At 58.3% G+C, this 16220-nt stretch carries 12 protein-coding genes; 4 read left to right on the top strand and 8 right to left on the bottom strand.

Features of this window, described 5'->3' with window-relative positions:
* The 5 genes from ABU190_RS24775 to ABU190_RS24795 all read right to left on the bottom strand — a co-directional run bounded on the left by ABU190_RS24775 (position 1) and on the right by ABU190_RS24795 (position 6176).
* Positions 1–1527, bottom strand: coding sequence for a sugar ABC transporter ATP-binding protein (locus ABU190_RS24775; RefSeq protein ID WP_354692636.1), 1527 nt, complete (start codon positions 1525–1527; stop codon positions 1–3).
* Positions 1527–2135 (bottom strand): DUF2291 family protein, encoded by a 609-nt coding sequence (locus tag ABU190_RS24780; RefSeq protein WP_079497978.1) that lies wholly within the window; start codon positions 2133–2135, stop codon positions 1527–1529. The genes ABU190_RS24775 and ABU190_RS24780 overlap by 1 nt, the downstream gene beginning before the upstream one ends.
* Before the next feature lie 13 nt (positions 2136–2148).
* Positions 2149–3090 (bottom strand): D-ribose ABC transporter substrate-binding protein, encoded by a 942-nt coding sequence (locus ABU190_RS24785; protein ID WP_110295786.1) that lies wholly within the window; start codon positions 3088–3090, stop codon positions 2149–2151.
* A 117-nt stretch (positions 3091–3207) separates the two neighbouring features.
* Positions 3208–3870, bottom strand: coding sequence for an enterobactin synthase subunit EntD (gene entD / locus ABU190_RS24790; protein WP_354692637.1), 663 nt, complete (start codon positions 3868–3870; stop codon positions 3208–3210).
* Positions 3871–3920: 50 nt separating this feature from the next.
* Positions 3921–6176 carry a TonB-dependent siderophore receptor gene (locus tag ABU190_RS24795; protein WP_165159006.1) on the bottom strand — a complete coding sequence of 752 codons (2256 nt, stop codon included), beginning with the start codon at positions 6174–6176 and terminating at the stop codon, positions 3921–3923.
* Between the two features lie 176 nt (positions 6177–6352).
* Between ABU190_RS24795 and fes the strand changes: the two genes are divergently transcribed.
* Genes fes through entF form a run of 3 tightly spaced genes read left to right on the top strand, consistent with a single transcriptional unit; the run spans position 6353 to position 11762 of the window.
* Positions 6353–7648, top strand: a complete 1296-nt coding sequence (gene fes / locus ABU190_RS24800) for an enterochelin esterase (RefSeq protein ID WP_354692638.1) — start codon at positions 6353–6355, stop codon at positions 7646–7648.
* A gap of 24 nt (positions 7649–7672) precedes the next feature.
* Positions 7673–7876: an MbtH family NRPS accessory protein gene (locus tag ABU190_RS24805; RefSeq protein WP_354692639.1), complete on the top strand. Its 204-nt coding sequence runs from the start codon at positions 7673–7675 to the stop codon at positions 7874–7876.
* A gap of 10 nt (positions 7877–7886) precedes the next feature.
* On the top strand, positions 7887–11762 hold the full coding sequence (gene entF / locus ABU190_RS24810; protein ID WP_354692640.1) for an enterobactin non-ribosomal peptide synthetase EntF: 3876 nt from the start codon (positions 7887–7889) through the stop codon (positions 11760–11762).
* A gap of 84 nt (positions 11763–11846) precedes the next feature.
* Here the strand turns inward: entF and fepC are convergent, their stop codons facing one another.
* The 3 genes from fepC to fepD are packed head-to-tail and all read right to left on the bottom strand — an operon-like array spanning position 11847 to position 14637.
* Positions 11847–12647, bottom strand: coding sequence for an iron-enterobactin ABC transporter ATP-binding protein (gene fepC, locus ABU190_RS24815; protein ID WP_354035367.1), 801 nt, complete (start codon positions 12645–12647; stop codon positions 11847–11849).
* Positions 12644–13594 carry an iron-enterobactin ABC transporter permease gene (gene fepG / locus ABU190_RS24820; RefSeq protein ID WP_232034437.1) on the bottom strand — a complete coding sequence of 317 codons (951 nt, stop codon included), beginning with the start codon at positions 13592–13594 and terminating at the stop codon, positions 12644–12646. The genes fepC and fepG overlap by 4 nt, the downstream gene beginning before the upstream one ends.
* 38 nt (positions 13595–13632) lie before the next feature.
* Complete coding sequence (fepD, locus tag ABU190_RS24825; protein ID WP_354692641.1) at positions 13633–14637, bottom strand: Fe(3+)-siderophore ABC transporter permease; 1005 nt, start codon at positions 14635–14637, stop codon at positions 13633–13635.
* Between the two features lie 110 nt (positions 14638–14747).
* Between fepD and entS the strand changes: the two genes are divergently transcribed.
* On the top strand, positions 14748–16004 hold the full coding sequence (gene entS / locus ABU190_RS24830) for an enterobactin transporter EntS (RefSeq protein ID WP_354692642.1): 1257 nt from the start codon (positions 14748–14750) through the stop codon (positions 16002–16004).
* Positions 16005–16220 lie beyond the last annotated feature (216 nt).

The raw sequence follows: 16220 nt of genomic DNA on the forward strand, positions 1-16220 counted from the left end.
TCAGAACCCCTGAGCACTTGCCGTTACCAGCGCCGATTCTTCGGCCCGATCGCGCACGATATCGGCAGTAAGTTTGCCGCCGGACATCACCAGAATGCGGTCAGATACCGCCATGATTTCTTTCAGATCGGAGGTGGAAAAGACCACTGCGATCCCCTGTTCGGAGAGCTGCACCATCATGCGGAAGACGTCGGCTTTCGCCCCCACGTCGATCCCGCGTGTCGGTTCATCCAGAAACAGGACTTTCGGGTTGGTTAACAGCGAGCGACCAATGACCACTTTTTGCTGATTACCGCCGCTCAGCGCCTGGATTTCCACATCCGGCGTTGAGACCTTAATCGACAGGTTGCCAATCGTGCTCGCCACCACCGCCTGCTCATCTTTTTGCGAAATGGTGATCCCGCGCTGCAACCGCCGCCACAGGCTGGCGATGGTCAGGTTGGTTGCCACCGACGATATCGGGAAGATACCGGTACGTTTGCGATCTTCCGGTACAAGGCTCATCCCCATGCGGATACGATCCGCCGTTGCCAGCCGCTGCGGCACAGGTTTGCTGTCGAGCCACAGTTTGCCCAGGTAGTTGCGTTCGGTACCGAGCATGCATTCAAACAGCTCTGTGCGCCCCGCGCCCATCAGGCCGTAAATACCGACAATTTCCCCGCTGTGAACCTTAAAGGTCACATCGTCCACCACCGCATTGCCCGCGCTGTTAACGCAGGTGATGTGCTCCGCTTCCAGCACCGGCGCGCCAAAGGTACGGCCCGGTGCCAGGAAGTTGCTCACCGGATCGCTGCCCAGCATTTCGCGAACGATCCACGGGACGTCGATGTCGCACACTTTCGCTTCGGCCTGAAACTTGCCGTCGCGCAGAATGGTGATGACATCGCCAATGGCCATTAACTCTTCCAGACGGTGCGAAATATAGATAATCGACACCCCCTGGCGGGTCAGTTCACGGATCACGCGAAAGAGGATCTCCACTTCCGTTTTACTCAGCGCCGACGTGGGTTCGTCGAGGATCAGGATGTCCGCGTCTTCCGCCAGCGCCCTGGCGATTTCCACTAACTGCTGCTGGCCTACTTTCAGGTTGCCCACCAGCTCTTTCGGTGAAATAGGCTGGTCGAGACGTTTTAACAGCCCGGCGGTCCGTTTTTCCTGTTCCGCTTCGTTGATAGGCGCAATTCCTTTTTGCAACTCGCGTCCCAGGAAAATGTTCTCGGCGACGTTGAGGTTTTCAAACAGGTTCAGCTCCTGGTGCACCATGCCGATACCCAGTGCGGCAGCGGCACGGGTACTGGAAATCTGCACCGGTTTGCCGTTGAGTTCGATTTCACCCAGGCTCGGTTGCTGTACACCCGCGAGGATTTTCATCAGGGTGGATTTCCCTGCGCCATTCTCGCCGATGATCACATTCACCTTGCCGCGCCAGACGTTGTAGTCCACGTTGTCCAGCGCGATGGTGCCGGGAAAGAGCATCGAGATGCCGCGCGTGCGCAGAATAATGTCATCCACAGGTACATCGCTCATTACTGTGTCTCCTGTTTCAACTCCAGTGCCGCGGCATCTGTTGCCTTACCGCTCTTAATCGTGATGGCCATCAGCACAGTCGCCTGTTTACCCACCCAACTCTCATCCACTTTGGGTAAGTGCTTGATGGTTTCGCGGTTGTAAGCCCGTGATAACTGCGCAAATTGAACCTGGTTGGTAAAGTCTTCAAATTTAAAGCCTGTGGCATCGCGAATGGCGTTGCCCTGGATAACCGGCCCGGTCTGCACTTCCAGCGGCTGGCCGTTGAACGTAATGATCAGCTTTTGTTCACGTTCATTACTGACATCGACGCGTTCGACCTTGCTTGTCAGGTGAACAAACACGCTTTGTGGTTTGTCGCTTGTCGCCTTCAGTTGTGTGGTGAGTGCGGTGGCGTCCAACGCATGCTTGTGGGCGGCGTCGATGACGCGTTCTTGCCATGTTTGTTGCGCGATCTGCTGTGGGGTCATGTTATCGAAGCTGGCTTTCGCATTCGGATCGGCAGGCATTATCGGCTTGCCGTTTGCATCCAGATCCACCACTGTGCAGGCCGTCAGCAACAGGGTGGTGCACCCTACGAATGCAGCCCCCCATTGTTTTAACGACATAACATCTCCGCTCTTACTTGCTCAGGTTGAACATTTTCAGTTTGCTGGCGTTGCTTTCGTCGATCAGCATGCAGTCCATAAGCTGTTTCTCTTCTTTCTGGGCTTTGCCGTTTTTCAGGAAGTAATCGGCCTGTTCGACTGCCATTTGCGCCTGTTGCCAGCCTGGTTGCAGAACGGTGGCTTTGATGTTGCCTTTGTTGATGATGGAGTCACGGACGTAATCGCTGCCGTCAAAGCCAACCACAATGACGTTGGTTTTCCCGGCGGCTTTCAGCGCGGCTTCTGCGCCGAGCGCCATGGTGTCGTTACCGGAGATAACACCCACGATGTCCGGGTTGGTTTGCAAGATAGCTTCCATACGGGTGAAGGCTTCGGTCTGGCTCCAGTTCGCGGTCTGTTGCGCCACCATTTTCATATCCGGAAAATCATCCAGCACATCGTGGTAGCCCTGCGAACGGACGCTGGCGTTGGTATCAGACTGACGCCCTAACAGTTCGACATACTTGCCTTTACCGTCCAGCAATTTGGCGAATTTTTGTGCGCCCAACTGTGCGCCCTGATAGTTGTTAGAGACGATTTGCGCGACAGCAACGCCGGTTTTGTTGATTTCACGGTCAATCAGGAAGGCCGGTACGCCAGCAGCTTTGGCTTTTTCCAGCGGGCCGACGGTGGCGTCTGCGCCGGCGTTATCAAGGATGATCGCTTTCGCTTTACGGGCAATCGCCGTTTCGATCAGTTGGTTTTGTTTGTTCACGTCATCATCATGGGAAGCCACGAGGGTGGTGTAGCCAAGTTCTTTGGCTTTTGCCGCCGCGCCGTCTGCTTCCGCTTTAAAGAATGGGTTGTCGTGTGAGGGGGTGATAATGGCGATCAGTCCGTTATCCGCGGCAAACAGCGAGCCGGAAGCGGCGATCAGGGAAGCCAGTACAGCAGATTTCAGTAGGGTCGTTTTCATCTTTTTCTCCACATTGAATATTTATTCAATAATGATTTATTATTCAAGTTAACGATAAAACGGCAATGCTGAACTGTCTATGGTTTGTGCAGCAAATTTCTTAAAAGGAGAAAACGATCACGATCCTGTGGGGATACCGTTCACCAGAGTCAGGATCTGTTCTGCATGAGAAATCCATGCAATATCGACGCACATATCTGCATGATGGCGACTGAATTGCGCATTGGTGCGCAGGGTGAGTGACCCGTCATTCAGGGCAATGAGCTGCGCGCTATGGAAGCCGGGAAGGGGAAAAGCAAGGGTGGAAAAGGCTTTGAAAAGACTCTCTTTTGCGGAAAAAGCAAGCGATAACCCCCGTTCAAAGGGAAGCGAGGCACGCTGTAGTAACGCGTATTCTTCGGCATTCACGATGCTTTCGGCGATCTCTTTACTCAGTTGAGGAGAGAATACGCTCTCAATATCCACGCCGACACAGGCAGATGAGACAACGGCGACAGCGGTCTGCCCGGCATGGCTGATGCTACCGTAAAGTCCGGCGGGCCAGAGCGGTTCGCCGCCAGCACCGATACCCGGCACGGCCTGATGACCATAATTTCGCAGGGCATGCACGGCGGCAATCCGCCCGGCCAGATGTTCGCTTTTACGCTTGCGTCCGGCGTTTGCCAGGCGGTCATGGTGGGGCAGCCACAAAAGATCGCGCTCTGCAAAGGTTGCGGGGTCGAAAGTGATGAAATGGACCGGGTGGGAATGAAGGGTAAGCGTGGAGTGAAGGATATCCATATTTCGCCTTACGCCCGCCCTCTCCCCGCAGGGAGAGGGAAGGTTAGTGCTTAAAAGTGGGTATTGATACCCATATACCAGGTGCGACCGGACTCGTTATAGGTATTGGCACCTGCGCCGTACATCCAGCCGGTAGTGCCGCCGGTGCTCTGCGCGTTACCCATACGCCAGTGACGTTTATCAAAGACGTTGTCGACACCGGCGGTCAGGCTCACGTATTTGTTCACATCCCAGGTACCGCTCAGACCAACGATGCTATACGGGCTGACTTCGTCCTTAGCAGAACCGGTCACCGGGTTACCCTGGTAGTCATATTTCTTCGGCTGTTGTTTGCCGTACCAGGTGAAGGTGGACTGCACGGAAACATCCTGCACAACCTGCCAGCTCAGCGTTGAGTTGAGGGTATATTCAGGGATGATCGACAGACGTTCACCGGTGGTTTTGTTCTTACTTTGCAGCATGTAAGTGACGTTGTTGCTCAGGGTTACCGCGTCGGTGACCGGAATGTTCAGCGTCCCTTCCAGGCCTTCAACGACCGCCTTAGGTACGTTTTCCCACTGATAGATATCGGTTTTGGTGCTGCCGACTTTGGTCTGGCTTAACGGCGAATAGCCTGCTTCAATCTTGTTGCGGTAGTCGTTACGGAACCAGGTCACGCCCGCCAGCCAGCCTTCATGTTTGAACTCCAGACCAATCTCTTTGTTGATGCTGGTTTCCGCTTTCAGGTCGTCGTTACCCATCATGTAGCAGCCCACGCCGGTGCCGCTGGCGTAACAGCCCTGACCCTTACTGTACAGAATGTAGTTCGGGTTGGTCTGGTACAGGCTCGGCGCTTTATACGCACGGGCGATCCCCATTTTCAGGGTAAAATCATCACCCAGACCTTGAGACAGGTTCAGCGACGGGCTCCAGTTGTTGCCGACCACTGTATGGTGATCGAAACGCAGGCCAGGCGTTAGCATGGTGGTGTCGGTCACTTCCATATTATCTTCGGCGAAGACAGAGAAGATTTCCGCGCTGGAGTAAGGGCTACGGCCCGTGCTGGCGAAACCGGAAATCGGGCCGCCCTGCAGCGCCTGGGTGTTGGACGCCATATCCTTCATCCGCTGCTGGTTCCATTCGGTACCGACGGTCAGGTTCTGGTTGATCAGCAGGTCAAACGGCACGCTCACTTCGCTGTGCAGCATCACGTCTGCCAGATCGATATCTGAGAAATGGTTGCTGTTGAACAGGCCTTCCAGCCCGCCCGCCAGCCCTTCGCCGAGACGTGAGTTGCGGGTGTGCTCATACTGTGCCCAGTTATTGGTGGTCACACCGTTATCCCAGCCGCCCGTCCAGTTGATGGAATAGTTCTGGCGATAGAGGCGGTTGGTCTCCTTGCCGTAGTTTTCCTTCACGTAGTTGTTGGTGCTGCTGTCGTTGTTGGTGTTCTGGGTGTCGCCCGCGTAGAGGTTCCCCTGGCGGCTGTAACCGGCCTGGAACTCCAGCGCTTGTCGCGGCGCGAAATCCCAACGCACGACGCCGTTAATATCTTTGTTCTCCACCCCTTCACGCCCTGCGGCCATAGTGTTGGAGTAGATACCGGTACGTTCAGACTGGTGATCCTGGTTAATGTCCCAGGCATCGGCCTGCGTTTTATTCAGGTTACCGTACAGACGGAAGCTGAAATCGCCGCCCAGCGGGCCGCTCAGACTAAAGTCGGTACGTTTAGTCGCGCCTTCATCTTTGTGCTCCGGTGCGTTGAAATAACTGTTCCATGAACCGTGCCATGCCTGATCGGTCGATTTTTTGGTGATGATATTCACCACACCCCCCGCAGCACCGTTGCCATAACGCGCAGCGGCCGGGCCACGAATAACCTCAATACGTTCAATCATGTCGGCCGGTACCCAACTGGTATCGCCACGGGTATCACGCTCACCGCGCCAACCCTGACGAACAGAGTTACGGCTGGTGACCGGTTTTCCGTCGACCAGGATCAGGGTGTTTTCCGGCCCCATCCCACGGATATCAATCTGGCGGTTGTTACCACGTTGACCGCTGGTAGAGTTACCCGTCAGGTTAACGCCGGGCATGGTGCGGATGATTTCGGAAACGTCACGTGCGGGTGGGTTTTTACGGATCTCATCAGCGGTGATGGTTGATACCCCTGGCGCCTGCAGATTTTGCTGCGCGGCGGTAACCACAATGGTGTCATCATTACTGGCTGTGTCGTTGGTCGTCGTCTCTGCCGCGAATGCGGGTAAAGCCACGCCGTAAATTCCCAGATTGACCAACAAGGTCAGGGAACGCATTTTGTTTTTCATTGTTTTTCCTGCTTTTCTTGCCGTATTCCCGCGCGATCCATCCCCAGACGGGTAAGAAACACGGCACGCCATTGCCATTCAATTGCGAAGGGGGCTCATCCTGAGAAAATCCGCAAAAGACGGCATTGTGATTATGAAAGACGCGCTCGCCAAAGCGCGACAATACGCTATTGCAAATGAAAATAGTTATCAATAATATTATCAATAATTGTTACTCTGCAAGCAAAAATTTCCACAGTGAATGTGAGGTTATGACGTTGGCATTGATAGCGGGAAGCGAGGCCTGGTGGAAGGCAAAAACGGGGCCAGAATGGTGTCTGGAAAGTGATGGAAATTATCAGGTTACCTTCTGGTGGCGTGACCCGGCGGGTACCGAAACCACCTCCAGCACTACCCATGTCTGGATCTATATCACTGGCGTCACTGACCACCATCAGCAGGCGACGCCGCAGTCGCTGGCGCGCATTCCCGGAACGGATGTCTGGTGCTGGCAAACGCAACTGGAAGCCGGGTGGCGCGGAAGCTATTGCCTGATCCCCTCCGATCGCGCTGACGACTTCTCGCCGCAGGTGTTTGCCCAATTGCCGCCGGATCGTATGGCACTGCGCGAAGGCTGGCGCAAACTGCTGCCACGCGCGATTGCCGATCCGCTTAACCCGCATAGCTGGCGTGGCGGGCGAGGCCATCCCGTATCGCCATTGGCGATGCCCGGTGCCCCGCATCAGCCAGGCTGGGATCGGCCCGATGCCGCATACACCCCGGCGACGATGATGAGCTGGCATAGCCAACGCCTGAATAATCATCGCCGCGTGTGGGTCTACGCCACCGGTGATGACCCAGGCGCTGAGCGCCCGCTGGCGATACTGCTCGACGGTCAGTTCTGGGCCGAAAGCATGCCTGTCTGGCCCGCGCTGGCAGCCCTTACCGAACAGGGTTTATTGCCGCCTGCCGTCTATCTGCTCATCGATGTAATTGATACCACCCACCGCAGCCAGGAGTTGCCCTGTAATCCCGATTTCTGGCTGGCGATTCAGCAGGAATTATTACCGCAAGTGCAGGCGGTAACTCCCTTTAGCGATGACGCTGGCCGCACGGTGGTGGCCGGGCAGAGTTTTGGCGGTTTGTCAGCGCTCTATGCCGCCTTGCACTGGCCGCAGCGTTTTGGCTGCGTGCTGAGTCAGTCGGGTTCCTGTTGGTGGCCAACGCGCGACGGCCAGCAGGATGGCCTGCTTACCGAACAACTCAAACGCGGCGAGGTATCCGCGCAGGGGCTGCGTATTGTGCTGGAAGCCGGGGTGCGCGAGCCGATTATTTTCCGGGCCAATCAGGCCCTTTATGCCCAATTACAACACACACAACAGACGGTTTTCTGGCGTCAGGTTGACGGCGGACATGATGCGCTTTGCTGGCGCGGCGGGCTGACCGCAGGGCTGATAACCCTCTGGCAACCTCTGACACGCGCGGCGCAATAAGTGCAATTACGACAGGAGCCTGGTATGGCATTCAGTAACCACTTTGATAATCAGCAGGGGCAATTTTTTATTCTGCAAAACGCGCAGCAGCAGTTCAGCCTGTGGCCACAGCAGTGCGCGCTTCCGCAAGGATGGCGCGTGGTATGCCAGCCCGCCTCGCAGGAGGTGTGTAACGCCTGGCTCCACGCCAACTGGCAGAGTTTAACCCCGGCGCATCACGCCTGCTAAGGAGACGCGAATGACCACACGTTTACCCCTCGTGGCCGCGCAGCCTGGGATCTGGATGGCAGAAAAACTCTCCACGCTGCCCAATGCCTGGAGCGTGGCCCACTATGTGGAGCTGGACGGCGAACTGGACGCACCGCTGCTGGCGAAGGCCATCAAAGAAGGCCTGGCCCAGGCTGATACTTTGCGGATGCGCTTTACAGAAGACAACGGCGAGGTCTGGCAGCAACTGGACGATGATAGCGTGTTTGCCCTGCCGCAGATTATTGATGTTCGCCATCATACCGACCCGCATGCGGCCGCGCTGGCATTAATGCAGACCGATCTCGCGCAGGAGCTTCGCGTGGACAGCGGCAAACCGCTGTTCTGCCATGTGCTTATTCAGGTCGATAACCATCGCTGGTTCTGGTATCAGCGTTATCACCATCTGCTGGTAGATGGCTTTAGTTTCCCCGCCATTACCCGCCAGATTACCGCCATTTACCGTGCCTTGCGTGCGGGTAACGCCATTCCCCCGACACCCTTTACCCCCTTTGCCGGGGTGGTGGACGAATATCAACGCTACCGGGAAAGTGACGCCTGGCAGCGTGACAAAGTCTTCTGGGCGGAACAAAAACGCACCTTACCCGCACCGGTTTCCCTGTCACCTGCGCCACTGCCGGGCCGTGCGGCGACGACCGATATTCTGCGTTTGACATGTCGCCTGGATACCGACGCATTCCGTCGCCTGACCCAGGCGGCGAACCAGTGTCAGTCAGCCGATCTGGCACTGGCGCTGGTGGCGTTGTGGTTAGGCCGACTCTGTGGGCGACTGGATTATGCCGCCGGGTTTATTTTTATGCGCCGGATGGGCTCAGCGGCGCTGACCGCAACCGGGCCGGTGCTCAATGTGCTGCCGCTGGGCGTGCATATCGAGGAGACGCAAACCCTGGCGGAACTGGCCAGTGCCCTTGACGGGCAACTGAAAAAGATGCGCCGCCATCAGCGTTACGATGCCGAGCAAATCCAGCGTGATGCCGGACGCGCTGCCGGGGATGAGCCGCTCTTTGGCCCGGTGTTTAACGTCAAAATGTTCGATTACCTGCTGGATATTGACGGGATTGCCGGGCAAACCCATACACTGGCGACAGGCCCGGTCAACGATCTGGAGATTGCGCTCTTTCCGGACGAAGAGGGCGGCCTGATGCTGGACGTGCTGGCTAACCGCAGCCGCTACGATGAACGCGTGCTCAATAACCACGTGTCCCGCTTGCACAGCCTGTTGAGCCAGTTTGCCGCGGACCCGACGCTGCGCTGCGGTGAGGCGCAGTTGATTTCCATTGATGAGTGGCAGAGCATCGAAAAAATTAACGATACCGGCATGATGTTGCCAGCCACAACGCTGAGCCAACTGGTGGCCGAGCAGGCGGCAAGAACGCCGGATGCTCCGGCGCTGGCCGATGCGTGCTGGCAATTAACCTATCGGGAGATGCGTGAGCAGGTGGTGGCGCTGGCGCAACTTCTGCGTGAGCGCGGCGTTAAACCCGGCGACAGCGTTGCCGTCGCGTTACCGCGCTCTGTGTTTTTGACGCTGGCGCTACACGGCATTGTTGAAGCCGGGGCTGCCTGGCTGCCGCTCGATACGGGTTATCCGGATGAGCGACTGCACATGATGCTGGAAGATGCCAGGCCGCGTCTGCTTATCACCTCTGATGACCAGCTTTCACGGTTTAGTGGTCTGCCTGGCCTGAATCACCTTTGCTACAGCGCACCGCTGGCGGTGACAGGCGGCGAACCCCTGGCGCTGTCCCGCCCGGAACACACCGCCTATATCATCTTTACCTCGGGGTCTACCGGGCGACCGAAAGGGGTGATGGTTGGGCAGACCGCTATCGTCAACCGTCTGTTGTGGATGCAAAACCACTATCCGCTGAACGCGCAGGACGTCGTGGCGCAAAAGACGCCGTGCAGTTTTGATGTCTCCGTGTGGGAGTTCTGGTGGCCGTTTATTGCCGGTGCGCAACTGGTGATGGCGGAACCGGAGGCACACCGCGATCCGCAGGCGTTGCAACGCTTCTTCGCCCGTTTTGGCGTGACCACCACGCACTTCGTGCCGTCCATGCTGGCTGCGTTTGTTACATCGCTGACGCCAGAAACGGCGCGGGCAAACTGCCGCACATTGAACAAGGTCTTTTGCAGCGGCGAAGCGCTTCCGGCGGCCCTGTGCCGCGAGTGGCAACAACTGACCGGCGTGCCCTTGCATAATCTTTATGGGCCTACGGAGGCCGCCGTTGATGTGAGCTGGTATCCGGCGTTTGGCGATGCGCTGGCGGCGGTGAAGGGCAACAGCGTACCGATTGGCTACCCGGTGTGGAATACGGGGCTGCGTATTCTGGACAGCATGATGCAGCCGGTACCACCGGGTGTGGCGGGGGATTTGTACCTGACCGGTATTCAACTGGCGCAAGGCTATCTGGGGCGGCCGGATCTTACCGCCAGCCGCTTTATCGCTGACCCCTTTGCGCCCGGCGAGCGTATGTATCGCACCGGTGATGTGGCGCAATGGCTGGAGAATGGCGCGGTGGAATATCTGGGCCGCAGCGACGATCAGCTAAAAATTCGCGGGCAGCGTATTGAGCCTGGCGAAATAGACAAGGCGTTACAGACACTGCCAGATGTCGCGCAGGGTGTCGCCCATGCCTGCGTGCTCAATCAGGCGGCGGCAGGCAATGGTGATGCGCGCCAGTTGGTGGGCTATGTGGTCTCAGAGAGCGGTCTGCCGCTGGATCTCACCGCGCTGCGCGAGCAACTGAGTACGCAGCTACCGCCGCATATGGTGCCGGTGGTGCTGCTGCAACTCAGCGAGCTTCCGCTGAGCGCCAATGGCAAGCTCGACAGAAAAGCGCTGCCTCTGCCTGAACCCGCGCGTGAGCAGGTCGGTCGGGCGCTGAATCCGGGCGTGGAAACGCAGATTGCACAGGCTTTTTCCGCGCTGCTCGGCTGCGAGGTTCAGCACGCGCAGGCCGATTTCTTTGCCCTCGGCGGCCACTCTTTGCTGGCGATGCGCCTGGCTGCACAACTGAGCCAGACGTTTGCGCGCCCGGTGACGCCGGGGCAGGTTATGGTGGCCTCAACGGTCGAGAAACTGGCGGTCTTGCTGACGCAGACGCAGGCCGATAGCCAGCTTGGTCTGCAAACCCTTCTGCCCTTGCGCGATGGCGACGGGCCGGTGCTGTTCTGTTTCCATCCGGCTTCTGGTTTTGCCTGGCAGTTCAGCGTGCTGGCGCGCTATCTCTCGCCGCGCTGGGCGATTATGGGTATCCAGTCTCCGCGTCCTGATGGGCCGATGCAGCAGGCCGCCACACTGGATGAGGTGTGCGAACATCATCTTGCGACACTGCTTGCACAGCAGCCACACGGGCCTTATCACCTGTTTGGTTATTCGCTGGGCGGTACCCTGGCGCAGGGGATTGCCGCCCGGCTGCGGGCGCGCGGGGAAACGGTCGCATTTTTAGGGCTGCTGGATACCTGGCCGCCGGAGACGCAGAACTGGGCGGAGAAAGAGGCCAACGGGCTGGATCCTGCCGTGCTGGCGGAAATCGAGCGCGAGCGACAGGCGTTTCTGGCGGCGCAAAAAGGACAGGCCTCGACGGAACTGTTTGCCGCGATTGAAGGTAACTATGGCGATGCGGTACGTCTGTTGACCACGGCCCACAGCGCGAAATTTGACGGTAAAGCGACGCTCTTTATCGCCGAACGCACGCTGACGCCGGGGATGGATCCGCAAAAGGCCTGGTCGCCGTGGGTGAGTGAACTGGAGGTTTATCGTCAGGATTGCGCCCATGTGGATATCATTTCCCCGCAGGCGTTTGAAGCGATTGGCCCGGTTGTGCGGGAGCTGTTGGGGTAGGGGGAAAATGTCCCCGGTGGCGCTGTCGCTTACCGGGGCTACGGTGGTTGCCCGGCTAAGGCGAAGCCGCCATCCGGGACAGCATCAGAGCGAACGTCGTCCCAGCGGTACCACCAGCGGCGTACCGGCGATCGGATCGTCAATAATCATACAGCGCAAACCGTATACCGCTTCGATAAGTTCCGCGGTCACAATCTCTTTCGGCGCGCCTTGCGCCACAATCTTGCCGTCTCGCAGGGCAATCAAATGGGTAGCGTAGCGACAGGCCTGATTCAAATCATGCAGCACCGCCGCCAGCGTATACCCCTGCTCGCGGTTTAACTCACTGAGCAACTCCAGCAGATCAATCTGATAGCTGATATCAAGCCAGGTGGTCGGCTCATCAAGCAGCATGATCGAGGTCTCTTGCGCCAGCACCATTGCTATCCACGCGCGCTGCCGCTGTCCGCCGGAGAGCGTGTCCACACTCTGCAACGCCAGCGTGTCCACCCCGGTGGCGCGCATGGCGCGGACGACTGCCTGCTCATCCTCCTGACGCCAGCGGGTAAACAGCGGCTGGTGCGGATAGCGGCCACGGGCGACCAGCTCCTGAACGGTGATGTCACCAGGCGTAGTGGCATTTTGCGCCAGCAGCCCGACACGTCGCGCCACCTCTTTGCTGGCGAAACGCTGGATCTGCTCGCCGTCCAGATAAACATGGCCTTTCTCTGGCGTCATCAGGCGGCTCAGGGTGCGCAGCAGCGTCGATTTCCCGCAGCCGTTCGGCCCAATAATCGCCGTGAAGTGGCCATCGGGAATCGAGACGCTCAGGTCTCTGGCGACAACTTTCTTACCGTAGCCCAGGGTTAACTGTTCGCCATGCAAACGGGCCTGAGTATCGATCATTTCTTGCGGGACTCCTGAATTAACAAGGCGATAAGGTAGATACCGCCAATGCTGACGGTGACGACGCCCACCGGCAACTGATAAGGGATAAACAGCCGTTGTGCGCAAATGTCCGCGGCCAGCAGAAGAAGGGCACCGCAGAGGGCCGACTGTGCAAGGCCCCAGCGTGTGGTGGCACTGATGCGCCGGGCAATATGTGGCGCGACGAGCGCGATAAATGAGATAGGCCCGGCAAGTGCCGTGGCGGAGGCGGTCAGCACAACGGCCACCAGCATCAGCAGCAGGCGCGAACGCTCCACGCTCACGCCAAGGGCGCAGGCGCTGTCATCCCCCATCTCCAGCAGTCGCATACGGCGGGAAAGCAACGCTGCGCCAATAAACATCAGCAGAATAAACGGCGCGGAGGGGAAGGTTTTGGCCCAGGTCAAACCATTAAGCGACCCCGCATTCCACAGCCCGGCAGTAAGCGAGGTTTCCAGCGAGGCCTGTAAAATCAGCCAGGTGTTAAAAGCCATCAACATCGCCCGTACGCCGATGCCGACAATAATCAGGCGGAAGGTTTCAATGCCGTTGCGCCACGCCAGCGACCAGACGATGAACGAGGTCAGAATGCCTCCCGCCATAGCGGCGAGCGTAATCGCCGTCAGATGCTGGCCAAAAAAGACCATTGCCACCAGCACGCCACTCCATGCCCCGGTGTTAAAGCCCATTACATCCGGGCTGCCTAACGGGTTTCGCATCAGCGACTGGAAGATAGCGCCGCTGACACCCAGCGCGGCACCGATCAGCAGCGCCATCAGAACGCGGGGCAGCCGCCATTCGATGACCACAAGCTGCATGGCGCGCGGCGCACTCCCGGTGAGCGCATTAATGACCTGGCTGCTATCGAGCATCACCGCACCGCTGCGCAGACCCCAGAGGGCAAAGGCCAGGCTTGCCAGCAGCATCAGCAGACAACTGATGATCAGACGACGGGACGGGGCGGTCACAGGCCACCTCCGCGCGCGCGGCGAACCAGGATAATCAGAACCGGTGCGCCAATAAAAGCGCTAACAATTGACACGCGCAGCTCACCCGGCACCAGCAGACGGCCAATAATATCGGCAAACAGCAACAAGGCAGGGGTGGCGATGAAGGTCACCGGCAGCGACCAGCGGTGATCGGCCCCCACCAGCCAGCGCGAAAGGTGCGGCATCATCAGCCCGATAAAGGCGATGGGGCCGACTACTGCGGTCGCGCTACCGCAAAGTACGGTGATGGCCAGCAGACCAGAAAGCTGCGTGCGCGCCACTTTGCTGCCGAGCGCAGTCGCGGTATCGCTGCCCAGATTGAGACTGTTCAGCGCCCGGCTGGAGATGAGCGCAATACTTGCAGCCAATAGCACCGGCAGAAGCACAATTTTCACTGTTTGCAGGGTACGAATATCCAGTGATCCGGCCTGCCAGAAGCGTAATTGATCGTAGACATCGGCGTTGAGTAGCGAAATGCCGCTGGAAAGCCCTTCGAGCACGGCCGCCAGCGCCACACCCGCCAGCGTCAGACGTACCGGGCTCAGTTGCCCTCCGCCCTGGCTGCCGGTAAAGGCCACGATCAGCGAAGCCACCAGTGCGCCACCAAAGGCCAGCGCCAGTTGTTCAACGGGGGAGGCGGTGCCAAACAAGGCCGCACCCAGGACAATGGCGAAACTGGCCCCGGCATTTACGCCCAGCAGGCCCGGGTCGGCCAGCGGGTTGCGGGTGAGGGTTTGCATCAGCGCGCCCGCCAGACCCAGTGCGCCGCCCGCGAGTAATCCGGCCAGGGTGCGAGGCAAGCGTGCGTCGCGAATAATGGTGCAGTCTGCGCTCTGGCAGGTGCCTGTCAGCGCATCAACAATCACGCTGGCGGGCACTGTTTTAGCACCGACCAGCATACTGAGCGCCATTGCCACAATAAGCAGTATCAATAGCCCGAAAAGCGTGAGAACACGCCTCGAGGAACGAGGAAGCGACATAAAACATTCCTGGCTTGATAATGATAGTAATTATCGTTATCGATCTTGTTTGCTTATGTTACCATGCACGCCCTGGAATGGATAAAAAAAGATTGCCTTAAGGCGTTGTAATGAACCAACAATCCCGGCTGCTGAATGTAAGCCTTCTGAAGACGCATCCGGCCTTTCGTGCCGTGTTTCTTGCCCGTTTTATCTCAATCTTATCGTTGGGTTTGCTGGGCGTTGCTATCCCGGTACAGATTCAGGCGATGACCGGTTCAAGCTGGCAGGTGGGCCTGTCCGTTACCCTGACCGGCGGCGCGATGTTCGTTGGATTGATGACGGGCGGCGTCCTGGCCGACCGTTATGAACGCAAAAAATTGATTCTGCTGGCGCGAGGCACCTGCGGCATGGGTTTTATCGGCCTGTGGCTTAACGCGCAGTTGCCGGAACCGTCCCTGCTGGCGATTTATTTGCTCGGTTTATGGGACGGTTTTTTCGCATCCCTCGGCGTGACCGCACTGCTGGCGGCAACCCCGGCGCTGGTCGGGCGTGAGAATTTAATGCAGGCCGGGGCGCTCACCATGCTGACGGTGCGCCTGGGTTCGGTGATTTCCCCGATGTGCGGCGGCCTGTTGCTGGCAATGGGCGGGGTGGCCTGGAATTACGGGCTGGCGGCGGCAGGGACTTTTATCACCCTGTTGCCGTTACTGAGTTTGCCTGTGTTGCCGCCTCCGCCACAGCCGCGTGAACACCCGCTGTCTTCGCTGGTGGCGGGTATTCGTTTTTTGTTCAATAGCCCGCTGATTGGCGGCATCGCGCTGCTGGGGGGCTTGTTGACCATGGCCAGCGCCGTGCGCGTGCTGTATCCCGCACTGGCCGTTGAGTGGCGCATCCCGGCGGCGCAAATTGGCGTGCTGTATGCGGCAATCCCGCTTGGCGCGGCGACAGGCGCGTTAACCAGTGGGCGGCTGGCGCAACATCCGCGTCCGGGCCTGTTGATGTTGGGCAGTAGCGTGGGGGCGTTTGTCGCTATTGGGTTATTCAGCCTGATGCCTTACTGGATGCTGGGCGCGGCGTTTCTGGCCCTGTTTGGCTGGCTGAGTGCGATCAGTTCACTGTTGCAGTACACGTTGATTCAAACGCAAACGCCGGAAGCGATGCTGGGGCGTATCAACGGTCTGTGGACGGCGCAAAACGTCACGGGCGATGCGATTGGCGCGGCAGTCCTGGGCGGGCTTGGGGTTGTGATGACGCCAGCGGCCTCGGCGAGTAGCAGCGGTTTTGTGCTGGCGATAGTGGGCGTGATGCTGGTGCTGACGTTGCGCGAATTGCGTCGGTTTCGCCAGATTCCGCTGGTTTCCCCGGATGACGGCGCAGGCGCCTGATCCGGGCTACGACCGGTTTTCTCCCTCTCCCCCTGGGCTGAGGAATCCCCACAAAAATGCGAGCACGATCGGTCCCCTCTCCTCTTTGGGGTGTACGGTCCGGAGACATGGCAGACAGGTGTTCGGAGACATGGTGAACACTTTTTAACACCCTTTACGCATGATGATCGACCTCTTTTTCAGGTCGATCATCCCCACTTTCGTGCTGTACCACCA

The organism is Phytobacter sp. RSE-02 (genome assembly GCF_040578655.1).
In the GTDB taxonomy this organism is placed as follows: domain Bacteria; phylum Pseudomonadota; class Gammaproteobacteria; order Enterobacterales; family Enterobacteriaceae; genus Phytobacter; species Phytobacter diazotrophicus.

Excerpts from the sequence above, each read along its gene's own strand:
- entF (WP_354692640.1), top strand. The coding sequence starts at position 7,887 with ATGACCACACGTTTACCCCTCGTGGCCGCGCAGCCTGGGATCTGGATG.
- entD (WP_354692637.1), bottom strand. The coding sequence starts at position 3,870 with ATGGATATCCTTCACTCCACGCTTACCCTTCATTCCCACCCGGTCCAT.
- fes (WP_354692638.1), top strand. The coding sequence starts at position 6,353 with ATGAAAATAGTTATCAATAATATTATCAATAATTGTTACTCTGCAAGC.
- ABU190_RS24805 (WP_354692639.1), top strand. The coding sequence starts at position 7,673 with ATGGCATTCAGTAACCACTTTGATAATCAGCAGGGGCAATTTTTTATT.
- ABU190_RS24780 (WP_079497978.1), bottom strand. The coding sequence starts at position 2,135 with ATGTCGTTAAAACAATGGGGGGCTGCATTCGTAGGGTGCACCACCCTG.
- ABU190_RS24785 (WP_110295786.1), bottom strand. The coding sequence starts at position 3,090 with ATGAAAACGACCCTACTGAAATCTGCTGTACTGGCTTCCCTGATCGCC.
- ABU190_RS24775 (WP_354692636.1), bottom strand. The coding sequence starts at position 1,527 with ATGAGCGATGTACCTGTGGATGACATTATTCTGCGCACGCGCGGCATC.
- fepG (WP_232034437.1), bottom strand. The coding sequence starts at position 13,594 with ATGCTGCTGGCAAGCCTGGCCTTTGCCCTCTGGGGTCTGCGCAGCGGT.
- entS (WP_354692642.1), top strand. The coding sequence starts at position 14,748 with ATGAACCAACAATCCCGGCTGCTGAATGTAAGCCTTCTGAAGACGCAT.
- fepC (WP_354035367.1), bottom strand. The coding sequence starts at position 12,647 with ATGATCGATACTCAGGCCCGTTTGCATGGCGAACAGTTAACCCTGGGC.
- fepD (WP_354692641.1), bottom strand. The coding sequence starts at position 14,637 with ATGTCGCTTCCTCGTTCCTCGAGGCGTGTTCTCACGCTTTTCGGGCTA.
- ABU190_RS24795 (WP_165159006.1), bottom strand. The coding sequence starts at position 6,176 with ATGAAAAACAAAATGCGTTCCCTGACCTTGTTGGTCAATCTGGGAATT.